Here is a 16,851-nt window from a genome sequence, read left to right on the forward strand (position 1 = left end):
ACCGGTGTCGAGCCTGCCCGGCAGTGTTGCACGCGCCTGCCCCGGTGTCTTGCGAATGGCCGGTTCCGGCACAGGCACCGAACCGCCGCGACGTGGGCGCCCGCGCGTGGTAGACCGCGCGGTCCCCGACCGGGGCCGCCGCAGGCCGCCCCGGCCGGGGGTCGGGTCACGGGCGCCAGGACTCCGGGTCGGCGGTGGTCTGCTCGCCGCTGCCCAGGTTCTTGACCTCGTGCTCCCCGCCGTCCTCGAACGGCGGGAACCAGACGTGGCCGATGCCCTTGCGCGAGGCGTACTGGATCTGCTTGCCGATTTTGGCCGCCTGGTGGAACACCTCGGTGTTGATACCGCGGTCGCGCAGCTGGGCGCCGATGCGCAGCGCATCGCCGCGGCGCTCGGCCGAGGGCACCGCCACCAGCACCTCCGTGGGGCAGGAGCGCCCCGGCGTGATGCGGCCTTCGGCCACGAGCTTGGCGAAGATGCGGGTCAGCCCGATCGAGATGCCCACACCCGGCAGCCGGCGTCGGATGAACTCCCCGGCCAGGTCCTCGTAGCGGCCGCCCGCGCAGATGCTGCCGTAGCCGGGGTCGTCGTCGAAGGCCGCCTCGTAGACGGTCCCGGTGTAGTAGTCCAGCCCGCGGGCGATCGACAGGTCGGCCACCACGCTGCCGGCCGGCAGGTCGTCCAGGGAGTCCAGCACGAAACCGAGCTCTTCCAGCCCCTCGTCCAGCAGCTGCGACTCGACGCCCAGCCGCTTGACCTCGGTGACCACTGACGCGTCGGCGCTCTTGACGGCGGCCAGCTCCAGGCACGCCGCCGCCTGGCGTTCGCTCAGGCCCACCTGGTCCACCAGGATCGCGCGCACGCCGTCGGCGCCGATCTTGTGGAGCTTGTCCACGGCGCGGATCACCGCGACCGGGTCCGTGATCCCCAGGCCCTCGTAGTAGCCCTGCAGCACCTTGCGGTTGTTCACGCTGATCGTCCAGGCGGGCAGGTCCAGCCCGGTGAGCACCTCGTGGACGATGCGCGGCAGCTCGGCGTCGAAGTGCAGCGGCACCTGGTCGGCGTTGATGACGTCGATGTCGCACTGGGTGAACTCGCGGAAGCGGCCCTCCTGCGGGCGCTCGCCCCGCCATACGCGCTGCATCTGGTAGCGCTTGAACGGGAACGTCAGCTCGTTGAAGTGCTGGGCGGCGTAGCGCGCGAACGGCACCGTCAGGTCGAAGTGCAGACCGAGGCGGGCGTCGGAGGAGTCGCCCTCGGCGCCCTCCTGCAGCCGGTGCAGCGTGTAGACCTCCTGGGAGGTCTCGCCCTTGGCCATCAGCACGTCGAGGCTTTCCACCGACGGCGTTTCGACCGAAGCGAAACCGTAGCGCTCGAACCCCGTGCGGATATGGTCCAGCCAGGCCTGCTCCACGGACCGGATCTCCGGCGACCACTCGGGGAAGCCGCTGATGGGTTTGGGGCGGAGGATGCGCTGGTCGGACATGGGTTCGGGTGGCTCCTTGAGGCCGGTATGCGGAAACAGCCCAATGGTAGGCCCTGTGCGCTCCGCGGGAGGAATCCCCGGACCGGTCGGCCCGTTTCGCCGGCGGTGCGCGTGAGCGCCGCCTCCTGCTCGCGCGGACTGCTCGCGCCGGGCCCGCCGGAATCGAGCGCTGGGCATTCACCGTTCTCCGCCACTGCGCCGGTGCGAATCCCGCGCTCGGCGCTCGGGGCCAGGGCGGCCGGGGCCGCCGCCACCGGCCCGCGTGGACGGTACACGGGCCGGTGGGGCCGTCGAACCGCGCGGAGCATCGACCGATGCGGACCGACGTCGCCTGGGCGACGTCGGCGAACGGCCCCACGCTCTGCGTGCCGACGAGGACCAGCCCGTTGGGCAACCGGACGGCGTCTCGTGCCAGGAGAGCGACGACGGTCGCCTCGTGCGGGCCCTCGACTTCAAGGTAGACCGCACGATGCGAGCCGCCCAGTATTCGCGACGGCCGAAATGGGCCGCTCACAATGTCATAAAGCGCGGAAGAGGCGGGAGCGGCCCGGCGCCCCCGCCGCGCCGGCACGGGCGCGGCGGGGGAGCGGTAGACGGGAACCGCGGGAGTCAGGCCTCGGGGAACGAGACGTCGCTGCAGGCGTAGAACACCTGGTCGTAGTGGCTCGCCTGCCAGATCATGTAGACGATGTGGTCGCCGGTGCGGCCGGGGGCGCTGACGTCGACGTCCATGGCGGCGCCGCCCAGGGACGGGTCGCCGGACCCGGAGCCCTCGCCGGGCGGGATGGTCCCGGTTTCGGCGGCCGGTTCCAGGTCGTCCCAGGCCAGGCGCTGGGTGGCGGGGTCGAAGCCCTGCTCGGTGACGAAGATGCGGATGTAGTCGGCGCCGTGCCGGGCCTGGTCGTGGACGGTGGCGGTGAATTCGTTGTCGACCGGGGTGGTCTTCCAGGGGCCGGGTTCGTCCAGTGCGGCGTAGCGGTCGCCGCCGGTGCGCCCGGCGCTGCACAGTTGGCCGTCGGGGATGGCGCCGCGGTGGTCGCCGCCGACGTTCTCGCGGTAGAGGCCGTTCCAGTTCCACATGGCCGTGCTGTCGGCCTGCCAGGCCTGCCAGCACATGGGGTCCTCGTCGGCCATGTCGGGGTTCTGGAAGTCGTCGCCCCAGCGCTCCCAGCAGCCGTAGTTGCGCGAGGCGGGGTCGACGGTCGAGCCGTGGGCGAAGGCGCTACCGGAGAAGACGGTGGTCAAGGCGATCGGGACCGCGGCGCCGATGACGAGGGTGCGGCGCAGTGCGGTGCGGGCGGGGGACGAAGGGCGCGGTACACGGAGGGATTGCGCAGACATGAGTCCTCGAAGCGGTTCGACAGTGGGCGAGTCTCGCGGCCTCGACCCCCGGGGGTCCACTTCGTTCGAACTTTTATCGTAGGTCCGGCACGGCGCGCGCTCACGAGGCGGCACACGGTGTCCGCGGCGGCTCCGGGGCGTTCATGCGCGGTGCGCTCTTCGGTGCCGCGGCGGCTTCGGCGCGTGCGGCCGCGGGCGTCTGGGCGGGGTGCGGGCGGCGAGGCTGAATCCCCTGCGGGGCGGGGCGATCGCGGATATCGTATACGTCACTGTGTCCGGGCGGACCCGCCCCGGACGCGCGGACCGGGCAGGGGACGTCCCACGCGTGTGCGCATCGTCTGAATCGTGCGGAAGGCCCGGATTTATCGATTCGGGACGTATTTCGGAGTGTTGTCGCTCTCTCGTAATCTGCTCCGGTAGTCGAGCGGTCACTTGGCGCTGCCGGGCGGTGCTAGGTTCGCTCCGTGGTGTCCCAGCGCCACCGCGCCGACCCGCATCTCCGTAGTCGCAGGCGTTTTCGCGTCGTCTGACACGGTCCGCTACGAACGCCATGATTTGGCCCAGCGTCGTGAGGGAGCCGAGATCCACGTGAGCGAAACACCGAAACTGTCAACGAAGATCATCGTCGCCGGCGGATTCGGCGTGGGGAAGACGACCTTCATCGGTGCCGTTTCGGAGATCCCGCCGGTGCGCACCGAAGCGGCGGTCAGCGCCGCCAGTGCCGGCATCGACGACCTCTCCCACACACCCGACAAGACCAGCACGACGGTGGCGATGGACTTCGGCCGCATCTCGCTGGAGACCGACCTGACCCTCTACCTGTTCGGCACCCCCGGCCAGCAGCGCTTCTGGTTCATGTGGGACGACCTGGTACGGGGCGCACTGGGCGCCATCGTGCTCGTCGACACCAGACGGCTGGAGGACTCCTTCCAGGCGCTGGACTACTTCGAGAAGCAGTACCGCCTGCCGTTCCTGGTGGCGCTCAACGACTTCGACGACGGCCCCGGCCACTCGACCGAGGAGCTGCGCGACGCCCTCGACCTCGGCGCCGACGTGCCGATCGTGCGCTGCGACGCCCGCGAGCGGCAGTCGGTCGCCGACACTCTGGCTTCCCTCGTGCGCCACGCGATCGCCGTGGAGGCGGCCCAGCGCGACGGCGGGCAGGGCCAGCCCGGGCAGCACGGACAGCTCGTTCGCTGAGCCCGCCGGCGCCGCACACCGCGGACCGCGCGGGCTCCCCGGGGCCTCCCCGAGTCCGGTCGCCGAAATCTCGGTCGGCCGGATGGAACTGTGAAGCGTGTGTCAGCGTTACCCTTGCGTGGTGTTCGGACGAATGGCTGATAGCGTCCGCCGTCTGCTGGGCAAGCCCGGCGCGGTGGATCTGCGCCCCTATACCAAGCTTCTGGAACCGATCGAGGCCCGCGAGCCCGACCTCCGCGAGCTCAGCGACGCCGAGCTGAGCGAAAAGGCGACGGAGCTGGGCAACGCGGATCTGCCGTACGACCGCCGAGACCTCGTCGAACTGTGCGCGGTCGGTCGCGAGGCGGCCCGCCGCACCCTCGACGAACGCCCCTACGACTCCCAGATGCTGGGCCTCATGGCCCTTCTGGACGGCCATATCGCCGAGATGGCCACCGGTGAGGGCAAGACGCTCTCCGGTGCGCTGGCCGCGGCCGGGTTCGCCCTGCGCGGGCAGCGCGTGCACGTCCTCAGCGTCAACGACTACCTGGCGCGCCGCGACGCCGAGTGGATGTCGCCCCTCTACGACATGCTGGGCGTGGCCGCTTCCTGGATCGGCGAGGACTCCACCCGCGACGAGCGCCGCGCGGCCTACTCCGCCGACGTCACCTACGCCTCGGTCAGCGAGCTGGGCTTCGACGTGCTGCGCGACCGCATGGCCACCGACCTCGACCAGCGCGTGGTTCCCGACCCCGGCATCGCGCTGATCGACGAGGCCGACTCCGTCCTGGTCGACGAGGCCCGCGTGCCGCTGGTGCTGGCAGGCTCCGCCGAGACCGCCGACCCCGACGCCGAGATGGCCGAGCTGGTGCGCCGCCTCACGCCCACCCTCGACTACGAGGTCGACGCCGAGGGACGCAACGTCCAGCTCACCGACGCCGGCATCGACAAGGTCGAGAAGGAGCTCGGCGGCATCGACCTCTACGACGAGGACGACACCTCGGTGCTGCCGCGGGTCAACCTGGCCCTGCACGCCCACGCCCTGCTCCAGCGCGACGTGCACTACGTCGTCCGCGACGACGAGGTCCGCCTCATCAACGAGTCCCGCGGCCGGATCGCGATGCTGCAGCGCTGGCCGGACGGGTTGCAGGCCGCCGTCGAAGCCAAGGAGAAGGTCGCGGTCTCCGACACCGGCGAGGTCCTCGACTCCATCACCGTGCAGGCGCTGGTGCTGCGCTACCCCACGCGCTGCGGCATGACCGGCACCGCCATGGCCGTGGCCGAGCAGCTGCGCGAGTTCTACGAACTCGAAGTCGCGGTCGTCCCGCCGAACAAGCCCTGCATCCGCGAGGACGAGGGCACCCGGCTCTACGCCACCCTCGAAGAGAAGGAGGACGCCCTCGTCGAGGAGGTCGGCGAGGTGCACGCCACCGGGCGGCCCGTCCTCATCGGAACCCAGGACGTGGCCGAGTCCGAAACGCTGGCCAAGCGCCTGGCCGACGAGGGCCTGGAGTGCGTCGTCCTCAACGCCAAGAACGACGCCGACGAGGCCTCCGTCATCGCCGAGGCCGGCACCCACGGCGCCGTCACCGTCTCCACCCAGATGGCCGGGCGCGGTACCGACATCCGGTTGGGCGGCAGCGACATGGCCGACCGCGACCGGGTGGTCGAGGCGGGCGGCCTCTACGTCATGGGCTACGGCCGCTACCCCAGCAGCCGGCTGGACGACCAGCTGCGCGGGCGCGCGGGCCGCCAAGGCGATCCCGGCGCCTCCGCCTACTTCGTCTCCGTCGAGGACGACCTGGTCGCCAACAACGCCCCCGAAACCCGCGGCTACGAGGCCCAGGGCGACGGTGCCATCACCGACGACAGCTGGCTGCGGATGGTCGACCACGCCCAGCGGGTCTCCGAGGGCAAGCTGCTGGAGGTCCACCGCAACACCTGGCGCTACAACAAGCTCATCGACGTGCAGCGCGGCGTCGTGCTGGAACACCGCGAGGCCGTGCTCTCCGACGATCTGGGCGACCGCCAGCTGCGCGTGGACTGCCCGGCCCTGCACGCCGAGCTGGTGGAGGCGGCCGGCGGGGAGGAGACCGCGCGGGCCGCGCGGCTGATCACCCTGTACCACCTCGACCGCGGCTGGACCGACCACAACGCGTACCTGGCCGAGCTGCGCGAGGGCATCCACCTGCGCTTCCTCGGCCGGCGCGACCCGCTGGACGAGTTCAACGCCGACGCCGTCCCCGCGTTCAAGGGCTTCCTGGACGAGGCCCGCGCCCGTGCCGCCGAGACCTTCGCCGAAATCGAGGTCGGCGAGGACGGCACGATCGACGTCGCCGAGGTCGGCGTCAAGCGCCCCACCATGACCTGGACCTACATGGTCCACGACCACCCGTTCTCCTCCGGGCTGGAGAACGCGGCCGGCCGCTTCCGCGGAAAGCTCTCCGGGTCCGGTCAGATGGCCTGATACCGGGCGACTCGTCCGCGGGGCCGGGCACCGCCGTATACGCGGCCGGTGCCCGGCCCCGCTTGTGGTTCGAACGTCGACACGCGGCCCCCGTCGTTGCGGTGCATGTCCCGAGCGTTAAAGTTCTGCGCGCCACGTCCGGTACTGGCGCGGTTCCGGAACGTGCGTACCTGACGCAGATATTCAGAGAACGGGGAAGTATGCGCATCGGCAGTAGGATCGCATCCGTCGCGGCGACCGTCGCACTCACGGCCGGGGCGGGGCTGGCCCTGGCCACGCCGGCCGCCGCAGCGGGGGACTGCTGGTACAGCGACGGCAAGTGGTGGTGCAACAACGTGTCGGGCGCGCCGGTCTACGGCACCGTCGGCAACGGGACGGGCTTCCAGCCCGATCCGGACAACGTCGTCGGGTACATGAACACGAACCCGAGCTGGTTCGACTGCCGGCGGAAAAGCTTCCACTACGTGGGCGGTCCGCACCCGTACCGCTGGGAGCTGACCGTCGCCGACAACGGCGAGCTCGGTTTCATGAAGGACACCGACATCGCCAGCGAAACCGACCCGCTGCCCGTCTGCTTCCAGTGACGCCGAAGGCCGGGTGATCCCGGAGGGGCGTGCCCCCTTCGGGCCCGGCACCGCCGGGCGCCCGCCGAGATCCTCCACCGGGGCGGTCGCCGACCGATCTCGGAGAGTGACGTTTCCGGCGTTCTGCGGTCCTTTCCGGTTCGTCGCATGCGTCTGTATGCTGCCCTGGCCGCCCCCTTCGAGCTCCGACGCCTAAATGCAATTGCACGGTGGACGGGGTAAGGTTCGAATCACTCAAGGGCGGACCACCCTGCCCGGATCCCGCCCGCCCCCGCATGGGCGGAACCGGGACTTCTCGTATGACGGGAGACGGTCGGACGTGGAGCACGAAATCGGTGCGGAAGAGCGGATCACCTACGGCCGGAACGATCGCTTCGTCGGCGGTCCCGTCGGTGGCGGGCGCTTCTGGCTGGAGAACGACGGCACCCCGGCGGCCAAGCTCGGAGGTCCGGACGAATGGGCGGATCGGGGCATGATCGACGTGCGCAGAGGTGACACGTTCACCGTCGGCGGCCAGACGTGGCGCGTCGCCGACATCGTCGCCGCCGGCTCCGACGACGCCTACCTCACGGCGGTTCGCGTGAGCTGAGAGGTGCACGGACGCCGGTGCCCGGGCCCGCGTGCCCGGGCGCACGTGTGTTCGGAGCGCCGACGGGGCGTTGCGCCCCGGCCGCGCCGGAACGGAGTCCGCCGGGCGCGGCCGAGTCCGTCCGCGCAGCCCGCGGATATTCCCTTATATCCGGTTTATCCGGGCAGGTCACGCCGAACGGTTCGGCGGCCCCGAGTAAGCAATCGAGACATTCCGGTTACCGGATCAGACCGTTCGCGTGACCCGGGCCCGGTTACCGTCGTCAGCACGCGGTGCCCCATCGCGCGGCCCCATCCCCCGACCCCGCACGGTCGTCAGGCCGCGCAGCCGCGGTTCAACCCCCGTGTGCCGGCCCCAGGAGCTGTCCCCCGCCCCTGGGGCCGGATCCGGCTTCCCGTCCGCCCCGCGGTGCCGCCGCGGGCCCGGCGGGGCGCGTCCGGTAGCTTCGTGCTCATGGCACTTAGGCACATCGCACTGTTCCGCTGGTCCGAGGGCGTCACGCCCGCGCAGATCGCCCGGGTCGAGGAGGCACTGGGGCGCCTGCCCGGTCTGATCCCCGCGCTCGACGGCTACTCCTTCGGCCGCGACCTCGGCATCGGCCCCGACACCTACGATTTCGCGGTGGTCGCCGACGTCGCCGACGAGGACGCGTTCGCGGCCTACCGCGACCACCCCGAGCACCAGGCCGCCCTGGGTGTCATCCGCCCGCTGCTCGCCGACCGGGCGTCGATGCAGTTCCGCGCCGACTGAGTCGCGGCCGCCGCCGGATCCCGTTCTCGCCGGCCGCGACCGCCGCAGCGGACCGGTATGGGAAACGGAGCACCGCCGCAACCGGGATCCGGCGGAAGCATTGCGGTGAAACCGGCTCTAGAGCTGGCTTCGGTAGTGAGGCCCGGCAGGGTGAGACCGGACGGCGGGGACCCTCCGCCGCCCGGCCGGCCACCGGGCGCCTGCGCGCCGCCTGCCGGCGTGGAACGCGCCCCGCCGCCGGCGGGTGGCGCCCCGGGATCCGGCAGCGCGCCCGTCAGTCGAGCAGCCGGCCCATCTCCCGAACGGTGGGGCAGGGCCAGCGCAGCATGCAGCAGCGGCAGCGCCGTGCTCCCGGTGCGCCGGCGCTGCCGAGGGCGCCGGCGTCGCGCGGGCGGTGGGTCTCCAACAGCGCCAGGCACAGGTCGGCGAAGGAGGCGATCTCCTCGCGGGCGTTGGCGTAGAAGGCGATGTCGTTGACCCGCATGAGCCCGTTGCCGTCGGCCTGGGTCGGGACACCGACCGTATCGGGGGCCCACGGGACCGCTTTGGCCGCGCGTTCGCGGATGCCCTCCACGTGGATGCGCAGCCGCTCGTGGTCGTCGAGCCGACCGGCCGTGGACGCGAAGATGTCCGAGATCGACATGCGGCCTCCCCGTGCGGCGCCGGCCGCCCGCGACGAGCCGGGGCCGGCGACGGTGTTACCCCGAACCGGGATTGTCGCAGGCTACCGACGGTAATGATGCGTGAGCACGCCGTTTCGCCGCGTGTCCGACGTGCGCGCAGACCAGGGCGGCGGAGCGGAACCGGCCGCCGGCTCCGGTGCCCCGGAACCGGCGGCCGCGGCGGTCAGCTGCAGCCGCCGCCGCAGTTGCACGGACCGCCGCTCTGGCAGCCGCAGCCGCAGCTCGATCCGCAGCTGCAGCCGCCGGGCACCGGGGCTGCGGGGGACGTCTCGGGCATGGTGCCTCCTCGGAAGGGGGTGGCCGACGCCTACCGGGGCAGACATCGCACTGCGTCGGCACAGATGCCCGCTGGGATCCGCCGCCAACCGGTCCGCGGGGTGCGATGAGGGTTGCCGCCGGGGTGGGAGCCGGTTCCCGCCCGGTCATCCGAAGAAGCCCGGATCCGGCGCCGGTCGGCGCACCATCCGGTACAGCCAGACCTGGCCCAGCACCATGAACGGCACGACGGGTGCCAGCGCCGACCAGAACAGTACGGCGGTGCCCGCCGGAACCGGCTCCACGGGAAGATCCACGGCCGCCGCGATGAGCAGCGGAACCGACGCCAGCGCCGCCGCCGACGTGTGCCGCGACAGCCGCGGCCCCGACAGCCCCGACGTCGCCGCCGGCGCGCCCAGCACGACGAGCGCCGCCGCAGCGGCCGCCAGCGGGCGTTCGGCCGCGACGCCGCCCGGAAGCGCCGACGCCCCCGCCGCGACGGCGCCCGCGGCCAGCGCCGTACGCGCGAGCGGCCGCGTCGCCCGGGCCGCCGTGTCGGCAGACACCGGAAGCAGCCGCTCGGCGCCGAAGGCCGCGCCGCGCAGCGCGAACAGCGCCGCGGCGGCCGGTGCGCACGCGAGCGCGACCGGGCTCAGCACGCCGCCGCCGGCCAGCAGCCCGCCGACTACCGCGCCCCAGCTCAGCGCCAGCGCCCAGCTGCCCCCGACGATCCCCGTGTCGCAGACCGCCCGGGCCGCACCCGTGCGCATGCGCCCGCGCATCCACAGCCCCGCGTCCCGCAGCAGCCACCCGGCCAGCAGCGCAGCGAAGACCGGCCACAGCCCCGTGAACACGTGGGACTTCAGGGCGGGCAGCAGCCCCATGGCCACCCCCACCGCGCCGATCAGCCACACTTCGCTGCCCAGGAAGTAGGGCGCCATGGCCGAGACCGCGCGCCTGCGCTCGGCACCCGTGCGGGCCACGTACGGCATGAGCATGCCCAGCCCGATGTCGCATCCGGCGAGCACCAGGTACCCCGCCACGAGGCCGGCGAGGAGGAGGGCGGCGAGGAATTCCACGGCAGGCTCCTTCGGTAACGGGCCGTCGCGCATGCGGGCGCGACAGTCCGGGTCAGAACGTGGCGACGGGCGGGGGCCCGGTGCCGCCTTCGGCCGACCCGCCGGTGTGCGCGGGTGCGAGCGGGCCGCGGTACGGACCGAGCCGCGCGACGCGCACCAGCAGCAGATACGTCACGGCCGCCAGCGCCGCGAACGCGACGGTGAACAGCGAGAACGAGACCGCCGCCATCGCCGGCGTCAGGTCCGTCATCGCGTCGGCGGTGGTCAGCAGGTCCTCCACGGCCCAGGGCTGGCGCTGGGTCTCGCGCAGCACCCACCCGCCGACACTGGCCGCATACGGCAGGAGCGGCAGCAGCACCAGCGGCCACAGCACGCCCCGCCAGCGGTCCAGCCGGCGCAGCGCCCACACCGCCAGCAGCACCAGCATGACCATCGACATCACCGACCAGGACCCCATCATGAGCCCGTCGCCGAACGCGTCGAAGGAGTCGGGAGCGGCGCCCTCGGCCTCGATGGCGGCGATCTCGCCGGCCGAATAGGTCAGCCCGCTGCCGGGCGGGGACCGCTCGTGCAGGGAGAACTGCAGGTAACCGACGTGGGCCGTGGGATACAGCGCCAGCGAGAACACGGCCGTTCCCCACCGGATGCCGCGCCCGAACATCCGGTCGGGGTCGGTGCGCCGGGCCAGGTGGTAGGCGCTGACCGCGATGAGCACCGTCGATCCCAACAGCAGCGCACCGAAGCAGATGTGGGCCAACGCCAGCAGCGTCGACGGATTGGTCATCAGCGCCGCCGGGTCGCCGACCCGCGCCGTGCCGTCCTCGATCCGCAGGCCGCCCACCGGATAGCGCAGGAACCCGTTGGCCACCAGCACCCAGTAGGCCGACAGGTAGGCGGTCGCGGTCACCACCGCGAAGCACCCCAGGTGCGCCCACCGGTTCATCCGGTCCCAGCCGAAGATCCACAGACCCAGGAACGTCGATTCGACGAAGAAGGCCCCCATGGTCTCGACGGCCAGCGGAGCACCGAAGGCGTAGCCGAACATGTCGCCGAGCCCGCTCCAGTTCAGCGCCAGCTGCAACTCCATGACCAGGCCGGACAGTACGCCCATGGCGTAGTTGACGACGTAGAGGCCGCCCCAGAAGCGCACCGCGCGCATCCGGCCCTCGTCGCGGCGCACGGTGGCGCCCAGTTGGCCGGCCAGGATGAACGGGGCCAGGCCCAGGGTCAGGGCCACGAAGAGGTAGTGCACGCTCGCGGTCAGCGCGAACTGCATGCGCGCCAGCAGGAGGGGATCGTCGAACGGGGTCGGCATGGCGGCGGCGCCTCACGGGTCGGCTCGAACTGGCGGCTACGAGCATGGCCGCGCGGCGCCTCGCGGGGCATCGCCCGGAGGGAGGCTCTGCGGCTGCGCCCACGGGCGCGGACGGCGGCGTCCGGCTACCGCCCGCGGCGTAGGGGAACCCGCAGACCGACTCGGGGACCGGCGGGTGACGGCCCCGCGGTCGGCGACGGCTCTACGCCGCCGGGAGTATGCGGGGCGGAGAGGCCGGCCTCAGCCCGTTCCGGACCGGCGGCGGCGCCGGCGGCGGTTCAGCACTCCGGCGGCGTAGTCCGTGCCCATCGCGGCCGTGAGCACGGCGGCGCCGGCCGCGCCGATCGCGGTCATCTCTTCGCCGAGCAGTGCCATGGACAGCAGCGCCGCGGTCAGCGGCTCGGTGATCGTGCCGACGGCGGCTCCGGCGTCGGAGGCCCGGCTGACCCCGCCGAAGTAGGCGAGGTAGGCCAGCACCGTGGGCACCAGACCCAGGTAGGCCAGCAGAGCAAGCGGCGCGGGCTCCAGCGGGACGGCCATGCCCGCGTAGAGCCCCGCCGGCAGCAGCAGCACCCCGCCGATCAGCAGCCCCGCTCCGGCGTTGACCAGCGGGTCCAGCCCGACCACGGGCGTGCGGTTGATCAGCGTCATCGCGGAGAACGTCAGTCCGGCCGCGAGCGCGCAGGCCATGCCCAGCGCCAGATCGGCGGGGCTCGCGTCGGTCGCGGGGAATCCGACCAGCAGCGCCATCCCGGTCACCGCGAGCAGGACCGAGACCGCCAGGCGCGGAGTGGGCGCGCGCCGGGCCAGCAGGCAGATGCCGGCCGCCACGAACACCGGCACGCTGCCGATCTTGACCAGGGTCGCCAGTCCGACGGGCACCAGGGTCAGCGAGGCGAAGTAGAAGCACTGGAAGGCCGCGTGCAGTAGGCCGTTGACCAGCAAGCGGACGGCCACCCGGCGGTTGCGCGGCAGGCGGAGCAGCCGCCCCGACAGTGCGAGGTAGCCGCTGATGGCCACACCCGCGAACAGCAGCCGGTAGCAGGCCACGGCCAGAACGGTGACACCCGCCGCTTGCAGGCCGTGACCGGCGATCCCGCTGGTTCCCCACAGCAGGCCGGCGGTCACCAGCAGGACGAATCCCCGCTGGGCGGTATCGGGGCCCGCGGCTCCGCCGGGGCGGTCGGCGCGCACCGGCTGCGCCGCCGCCGGTGCGGATCCGGCCGCGGCGGAGGACGAGGGTACGGACGGTTCGGACACGGTCGGCCACTCCGGTGTCGACGGCGGCGGTCGGGGATTCGTCGGTGGGGCGGACGCCCCGTCAGGCCGATGGAGGGGGAGTGGCGACGTGTCGGGTCCGCATGCCTACGAGGCTAGCGCACCATGACCGATCATGGGATGACCGGGACATTCGTGGGCGCCGCACTGCGGACGGGGCGGGGAACGGGTGGGATACTGCAGGCGAGTGCGACGGCCCCGGCCGTCCGCCGAACGCTGTCCGCCCAGGAGCGAGCCTCTCCGCGATGAACTCCCCGTCCGACCCCCGACCGCACGGGCGGTCCCTGCCCGCGTCCGGTGTGCACAGCCGCCTGCTCGCCGAGCCCTACGCCGCAGCTGCGCCCTACCTGCGGATCATCCTCACCGGCGACCCGTCCGAGCTGGGCACCGACAAGCTCGCCTACTCCGTCAACCCGCAGTTGACCGCACTGCTGTGCTACCGGACCGACCCCCGCACTTACGAAGCGGCGGTGTTGGACCACCGCCACGCCCGGGCGTGGGGTGTCGCCAAACAGGACCTGTGGTTCGCGGCCATGGGCAACCTCGCCCACGAGCCCGTCGACCTGCAGAGCTTCCCCGCCGGCGCCGACACCCCGGTCAACATCGTGCACGGGATCGGGTGGCCGGGATCGGCGCACGTCATGCGGCTGGTCGACGTGGCCCGCGAGCCCCTGCCCTACGGCGCGGTGGTCATGCTGCCCTCGCCCAACACGATGCTGTACGCCGTGCTGCGCAGCAAGCGCTCCGTCGCGCTCATCCCGTTCCTCTACCGGACGTTCCACAGCCTGCTGCAGGACGGCGGACCCGTCACCGACCAGATCATCTGGTGGCGCAACGGGCGCGTCACCGGGATGGGAACCCGGCCCGACCCCGGAGGCGGCGTCGGCATCAGCCAGACACCGGAGTTCTCCCGCCTGCTGGACCACGAGCTGCCCGACTGACGGGTATCCGGACGCTCAGCGCGCGAACACGTCGTCGGGCGGCGCCGGCGAATCGGTCGCCGAAGCGTCGCGCACCGCGGGCGCGCCTGCGACGAACCGCTCCAGCGTCTCGCCCTCCAGAACCCGGGCCATATCGGGATCGCGGTGCGCGCGCCGCGTGAGCTCCTCCGCAGGCAGAGGGCGCTGCGACCCCAGCAGCACGAAATTCCCGAACCGCCGGCCGCGCAGCACCCCCGGAGCGGCGATCAGCGCTGTGTGGGCGAAGACCGCGCCCAGCGTGGCCGCCTGCGCGCGCACGTGCCGCAGCCGCCGGCCGTCGCCGACGTTGGCCGCGCACACCCCGCCCGCCTCCAGCACCCGGTCGGCGTCGGCGAAGAACTCCACCGAAGTCAGTGCGGCCGGTGTCTGCGCTCCGGCGAACACGTCGCAGACCACCAGGTCGGCGCTGTCGCTCTGGCGCCGGGCCAGCCACTCCCGCGCGTCGCCGGTCCCCACCCGCAGGTCGGTGCGGCGGTCCCACGGCAGCGATTCGCGCACCAGCTCGATCAGCCGCGGATTGTCGTCCACGGCGCGCTGCCGGGAACCGGGCCGGGTCGCCGCCACGTAGCGCGCCAGGGTCAGCGCCCCTGCGCCCAGGTGCAGCGCGCGGATCCGCCCGCCCGCCGGGAACGCCAGGTCGACAGTGTGGCCGATCCGCTGGACGTATTCGAAGTCCAGGTAGGCGGGGTCGGACAGGTCGACGTGCGACTGCGGGGTGCCGTCGACCATCAGCAGCCAGGATTCGGCGCGGTCGGCGTCGCGCATCAGCTCCACCTCGGGCTGCCGCGTGTGTGCTCCGCCGCCGTGCGCCGCCATGCCGCTCCCGCCCGATCGCCTGCCGCTTCGCCGTGTACCGAACCGGTTCCAACGGTACGGGCTCCGGCGGGTTCGCGGTGCCGGGGCGTGCCCGCCGGCCGCTAGCCTGGAACCCCTCGGAGTATCGCCCGCGGCGGTCGGTCCCCGTCTTCCGCGGACCGCCGATCTCGAAGGCACGACCCGGGGCCGGATCCCGGTGCGGCCGGACCGGCCCGCGGATCCGACTGGACTTGCTGACTGACGTGAGGAGTGGCCGTGCTGCGGATGTCGACCCTGTTCCTGCGCACCCTGCGCGAGGACCCGGCGGACGCCGAGGTGCCGAGTCACAAGCTGATGGTGCGCGGAGGCTACGTCCGCCGCGCCGCGCCCGGCGTCTACTCCTGGATGCCGCTGGGCAAGATCGTGCTCGACAACGTCGCCGCGGTGATCCGCGAGGAGATGAACCGCATCGGCGGCCAGGAGATGCTGCTGCCCACGCTGCTGCCGAGCGACTACTACGAGGCCACCGGCCGCTGGACCGAGTACGGCGACGCGCTGTTCCGGCTCAAGGACCGCAAGGGCGGCGACTACGCGCTCACCCCCACCCACGAGGAGCTGTTCACCTCGCTGGTCAAGGGCGAGTACAGCTCCTACAAGGACTTCCCGGTGATCCTGTACCAGGTCCAGGAGAAGTTCCGCGACGAAGCCCGCCCGCGGGCCGGCGTGCTGCGCGGCCGCGAGTTCCACATGAAGGACTCCTACTCCTTCGATCTCGACGACGAGGGCCTGCAGCACTCCTACGATCTGCACCGCCAGGCCTACGTCCGCATCTTCGGCCGGCTCGGTCTGCGCTTCGCCGTCGTCTCCGCGCAGTCGGGCGCGATGGGCGGTTCGCTTTCCGAAGAGTTCCTGGCCGAAACCCCCACCGGCGAGGACACCTTCGTCCGCAGCACCGGTTCCGACTACGCCGCCAACGTCGAAGCCGTCGACACCCCCGCGCCGCCCGCCGCCTCCGTCGAGGGCCGGCCACAGGCGCAGGTGCACCACACGCCCGACACCCCCACGATCGAAACGCTCGTCGGCTTCTTCAACGCCGCCGGCCTGGGGCGCACCTTCACCGCCGCCGATACGCTGAAGAACGTCCTGGTCAAAACGCGCCGACCCGGCGACGACGACTGGGAGATCGTGGGCGTGGGCGTGCCCGGCGACCGCGAGGTCGACATGAAGCGCCTGGAAGCCGCGCTGCACCCCGCCGACGTCGCGCTCCTCGACGAGGCCGACTTCGAAGCCAACCCCTTCCTGGTCAAGGGCTATGTCGGTCCCAACGGGCTGCTCGCCAACAAGCTCCGCTACCTCGTCGACCCCCGCGTGGCCCCGGGTACCGCCTGGGTCACCGGCGCCGACAAGCCCGACCACCACGTGATGGACCTCGTCTGCGGGCGCGACTTCGTCCCCGACGGCACCGTCGAGGCCGCCGACGTCCGCGAGGGCGACGCCTCGCCCGACGGGCAGGGCACCCTCTACACGGCGCGCGGCATCGAGATCGGCCACATCTTCCAGCTGGGCCGCAAGTACACCGACGCCTTCGAGCTGGACGCGCTCGGCGCCGACGGCAAGCCCAAACGGGTGACCATGGGCTCCTACGGCATCGGCGTCTCCCGCGTGCTCGCCGCCGTCGTCGAGCAGTCCCACGACGGAAAGGGCATCGTCTGGCCGCGCGAGATCGCCCCCGCCGACGTGCACGTCGTGGGCACCGGCAAGGGCGATCAGATCGAGACGGCCCTGCGCATCGCCGAGGAGCTGGAGCAGCGCGGCGTTCGGGTGCTCGTCGACGACCGCAAGGGCGTCTCGCCCGGCGTGAAGTTCACCGACGCCGAACTGCTGGGCGTTCCCACCGGCCTCATCGTGGGCAAGGGGCTTTCCGAGGGGGTGCTGGAGCTGCGCGACCGCGCCTCGGGCGAGAGCGAGGAGATCGCCCTGGACGCGGCCGTGGACCGCGTGGCCTCCGCCGTCGCGGCGGGCTGACGGCCCCCGGGCGGGCCCGGGGGACCGGCGGTGCGGGCGGCCCCC

At 72.5% G+C, this 16,851-nt stretch carries 14 protein-coding genes; 7 read left to right on the top strand and 7 right to left on the bottom strand.

Going from position 1 to position 16,851, the window contains the following annotated elements; translation table 11 throughout:
* Positions 1-166: 166 nt before the first annotated feature.
* Both hisS and HNR25_RS17035 read right to left on the bottom strand, forming a co-directional pair.
* Complete coding sequence (gene hisS / locus HNR25_RS17030) at positions 167-1,486, bottom strand: histidine--tRNA ligase (protein WP_184636666.1); 1,320 nt, start codon at positions 1,484-1,486, stop codon at positions 167-169.
* Between the two features lie 609 nt (positions 1,487-2,095).
* Positions 2,096-2,827: a lytic polysaccharide monooxygenase auxiliary activity family 9 protein gene (locus tag HNR25_RS17035; protein WP_184636669.1), complete on the bottom strand. Its 732-nt coding sequence runs from the start codon at positions 2,825-2,827 to the stop codon at positions 2,096-2,098.
* Between the two features lie 588 nt (positions 2,828-3,415).
* Between HNR25_RS17035 and HNR25_RS17040 the strand changes: the two genes are divergently transcribed.
* The 5 genes from HNR25_RS17040 to HNR25_RS17060 all read left to right on the top strand — a co-directional run bounded on the left by HNR25_RS17040 (position 3,416) and on the right by HNR25_RS17060 (position 8,396).
* Complete coding sequence (locus tag HNR25_RS17040; RefSeq protein ID WP_184636671.1) at positions 3,416-4,027, top strand: GTP-binding protein; 612 nt, start codon at positions 3,416-3,418, stop codon at positions 4,025-4,027.
* A gap of 133 nt (positions 4,028-4,160) precedes the next feature.
* Complete coding sequence (gene secA2, locus HNR25_RS17045; protein WP_184636673.1) at positions 4,161-6,473, top strand: accessory Sec system translocase SecA2; 2,313 nt, start codon at positions 4,161-4,163, stop codon at positions 6,471-6,473.
* Positions 6,474-6,673: 200 nt separating this feature from the next.
* Positions 6,674-7,057 carry a hypothetical protein gene (locus HNR25_RS17050; protein ID WP_221457646.1) on the top strand — a complete coding sequence of 128 codons (384 nt, stop codon included), beginning with the start codon at positions 6,674-6,676 and terminating at the stop codon, positions 7,055-7,057.
* A 319-nt stretch (positions 7,058-7,376) separates the two neighbouring features.
* Positions 7,377-7,646, top strand: coding sequence for a DUF6406 domain-containing protein (locus HNR25_RS17055; RefSeq protein WP_184636675.1), 270 nt, complete (start codon positions 7,377-7,379; stop codon positions 7,644-7,646).
* 453 nt (positions 7,647-8,099) lie between these two features.
* On the top strand, positions 8,100-8,396 hold the full coding sequence (locus tag HNR25_RS17060) for a Dabb family protein (protein WP_184636678.1): 297 nt from the start codon (positions 8,100-8,102) through the stop codon (positions 8,394-8,396).
* Positions 8,397-8,670: 274 nt separating this feature from the next.
* Here HNR25_RS17060 and HNR25_RS17065 read toward each other — a convergent pair whose 3' ends face one another.
* The 4 genes from HNR25_RS17065 to HNR25_RS17080 all read right to left on the bottom strand — a co-directional run bounded on the left by HNR25_RS17065 (position 8,671) and on the right by HNR25_RS17080 (position 12,988).
* Positions 8,671-9,039, bottom strand: a complete 369-nt coding sequence (locus HNR25_RS17065; protein ID WP_184636680.1) for a hypothetical protein — start codon at positions 9,037-9,039, stop codon at positions 8,671-8,673.
* Positions 9,040-9,501: 462 nt separating this feature from the next.
* Positions 9,502-10,413 (bottom strand): cytochrome d ubiquinol oxidase subunit II, encoded by a 912-nt coding sequence (locus HNR25_RS17070; protein ID WP_184636682.1) that lies wholly within the window; start codon positions 10,411-10,413, stop codon positions 9,502-9,504.
* Between the two features lie 52 nt (positions 10,414-10,465).
* Positions 10,466-11,728: a cytochrome ubiquinol oxidase subunit I gene (locus tag HNR25_RS17075; protein WP_184636684.1), complete on the bottom strand. Its 1,263-nt coding sequence runs from the start codon at positions 11,726-11,728 to the stop codon at positions 10,466-10,468.
* A gap of 240 nt (positions 11,729-11,968) precedes the next feature.
* Complete coding sequence (locus tag HNR25_RS17080; protein WP_312862586.1) at positions 11,969-12,988, bottom strand: DMT family transporter; 1,020 nt, start codon at positions 12,986-12,988, stop codon at positions 11,969-11,971.
* 263 nt (positions 12,989-13,251) lie between these two features.
* Between HNR25_RS17080 and HNR25_RS17085 the strand changes: the two genes are divergently transcribed.
* Positions 13,252-13,947, top strand: a complete 696-nt coding sequence (locus tag HNR25_RS17085) for a hypothetical protein (protein WP_184636686.1) — start codon at positions 13,252-13,254, stop codon at positions 13,945-13,947.
* A gap of 15 nt (positions 13,948-13,962) precedes the next feature.
* Here HNR25_RS17085 and HNR25_RS17090 read toward each other — a convergent pair whose 3' ends face one another.
* A complete protein-coding gene (locus HNR25_RS17090; protein ID WP_184636688.1) occupies positions 13,963-14,802 on the bottom strand; it encodes a spermidine synthase in 840 nt (279 codons plus the stop codon).
* A 264-nt stretch (positions 14,803-15,066) separates the two neighbouring features.
* On the opposite strand from HNR25_RS17090, the gene HNR25_RS17095 reads away from it, so the two are divergent.
* Positions 15,067-16,806: a proline--tRNA ligase gene (locus HNR25_RS17095; protein WP_184639451.1), complete on the top strand. Its 1,740-nt coding sequence runs from the start codon at positions 15,067-15,069 to the stop codon at positions 16,804-16,806.
* Positions 16,807-16,851 lie beyond the last annotated feature (45 nt).

It is taken from the genome of Streptomonospora salina (genome assembly GCF_014204715.1).
Classification (GTDB): domain Bacteria; phylum Actinomycetota; class Actinomycetes; order Streptosporangiales; family Streptosporangiaceae; genus Streptomonospora; species Streptomonospora salina.

Excerpts from the sequence above, each read along its gene's own strand:
- HNR25_RS17050 (WP_221457646.1), top strand. The coding sequence starts at position 6,674 with ATGCGCATCGGCAGTAGGATCGCATCCGTCGCGGCGACCGTCGCACTC.
- secA2 (WP_184636673.1), top strand. The coding sequence starts at position 4,161 with ATGGCTGATAGCGTCCGCCGTCTGCTGGGCAAGCCCGGCGCGGTGGAT.
- HNR25_RS17090 (WP_184636688.1), bottom strand. The coding sequence starts at position 14,802 with ATGGCGGCGCACGGCGGCGGAGCACACACGCGGCAGCCCGAGGTGGAG.
- HNR25_RS17095 (WP_184639451.1), top strand. The coding sequence starts at position 15,067 with ATGTCGACCCTGTTCCTGCGCACCCTGCGCGAGGACCCGGCGGACGCC.
- HNR25_RS17060 (WP_184636678.1), top strand. The coding sequence starts at position 8,100 with ATGGCACTTAGGCACATCGCACTGTTCCGCTGGTCCGAGGGCGTCACG.
- hisS (WP_184636666.1), bottom strand. The coding sequence starts at position 1,486 with ATGTCCGACCAGCGCATCCTCCGCCCCAAACCCATCAGCGGCTTCCCC.
- HNR25_RS17085 (WP_184636686.1), top strand. The coding sequence starts at position 13,252 with ATGAACTCCCCGTCCGACCCCCGACCGCACGGGCGGTCCCTGCCCGCG.
- HNR25_RS17035 (WP_184636669.1), bottom strand. The coding sequence starts at position 2,827 with ATGTCTGCGCAATCCCTCCGTGTACCGCGCCCTTCGTCCCCCGCCCGC.
- HNR25_RS17075 (WP_184636684.1), bottom strand. The coding sequence starts at position 11,728 with ATGCCGACCCCGTTCGACGATCCCCTCCTGCTGGCGCGCATGCAGTTC.
- HNR25_RS17065 (WP_184636680.1), bottom strand. The coding sequence starts at position 9,039 with ATGTCGATCTCGGACATCTTCGCGTCCACGGCCGGTCGGCTCGACGAC.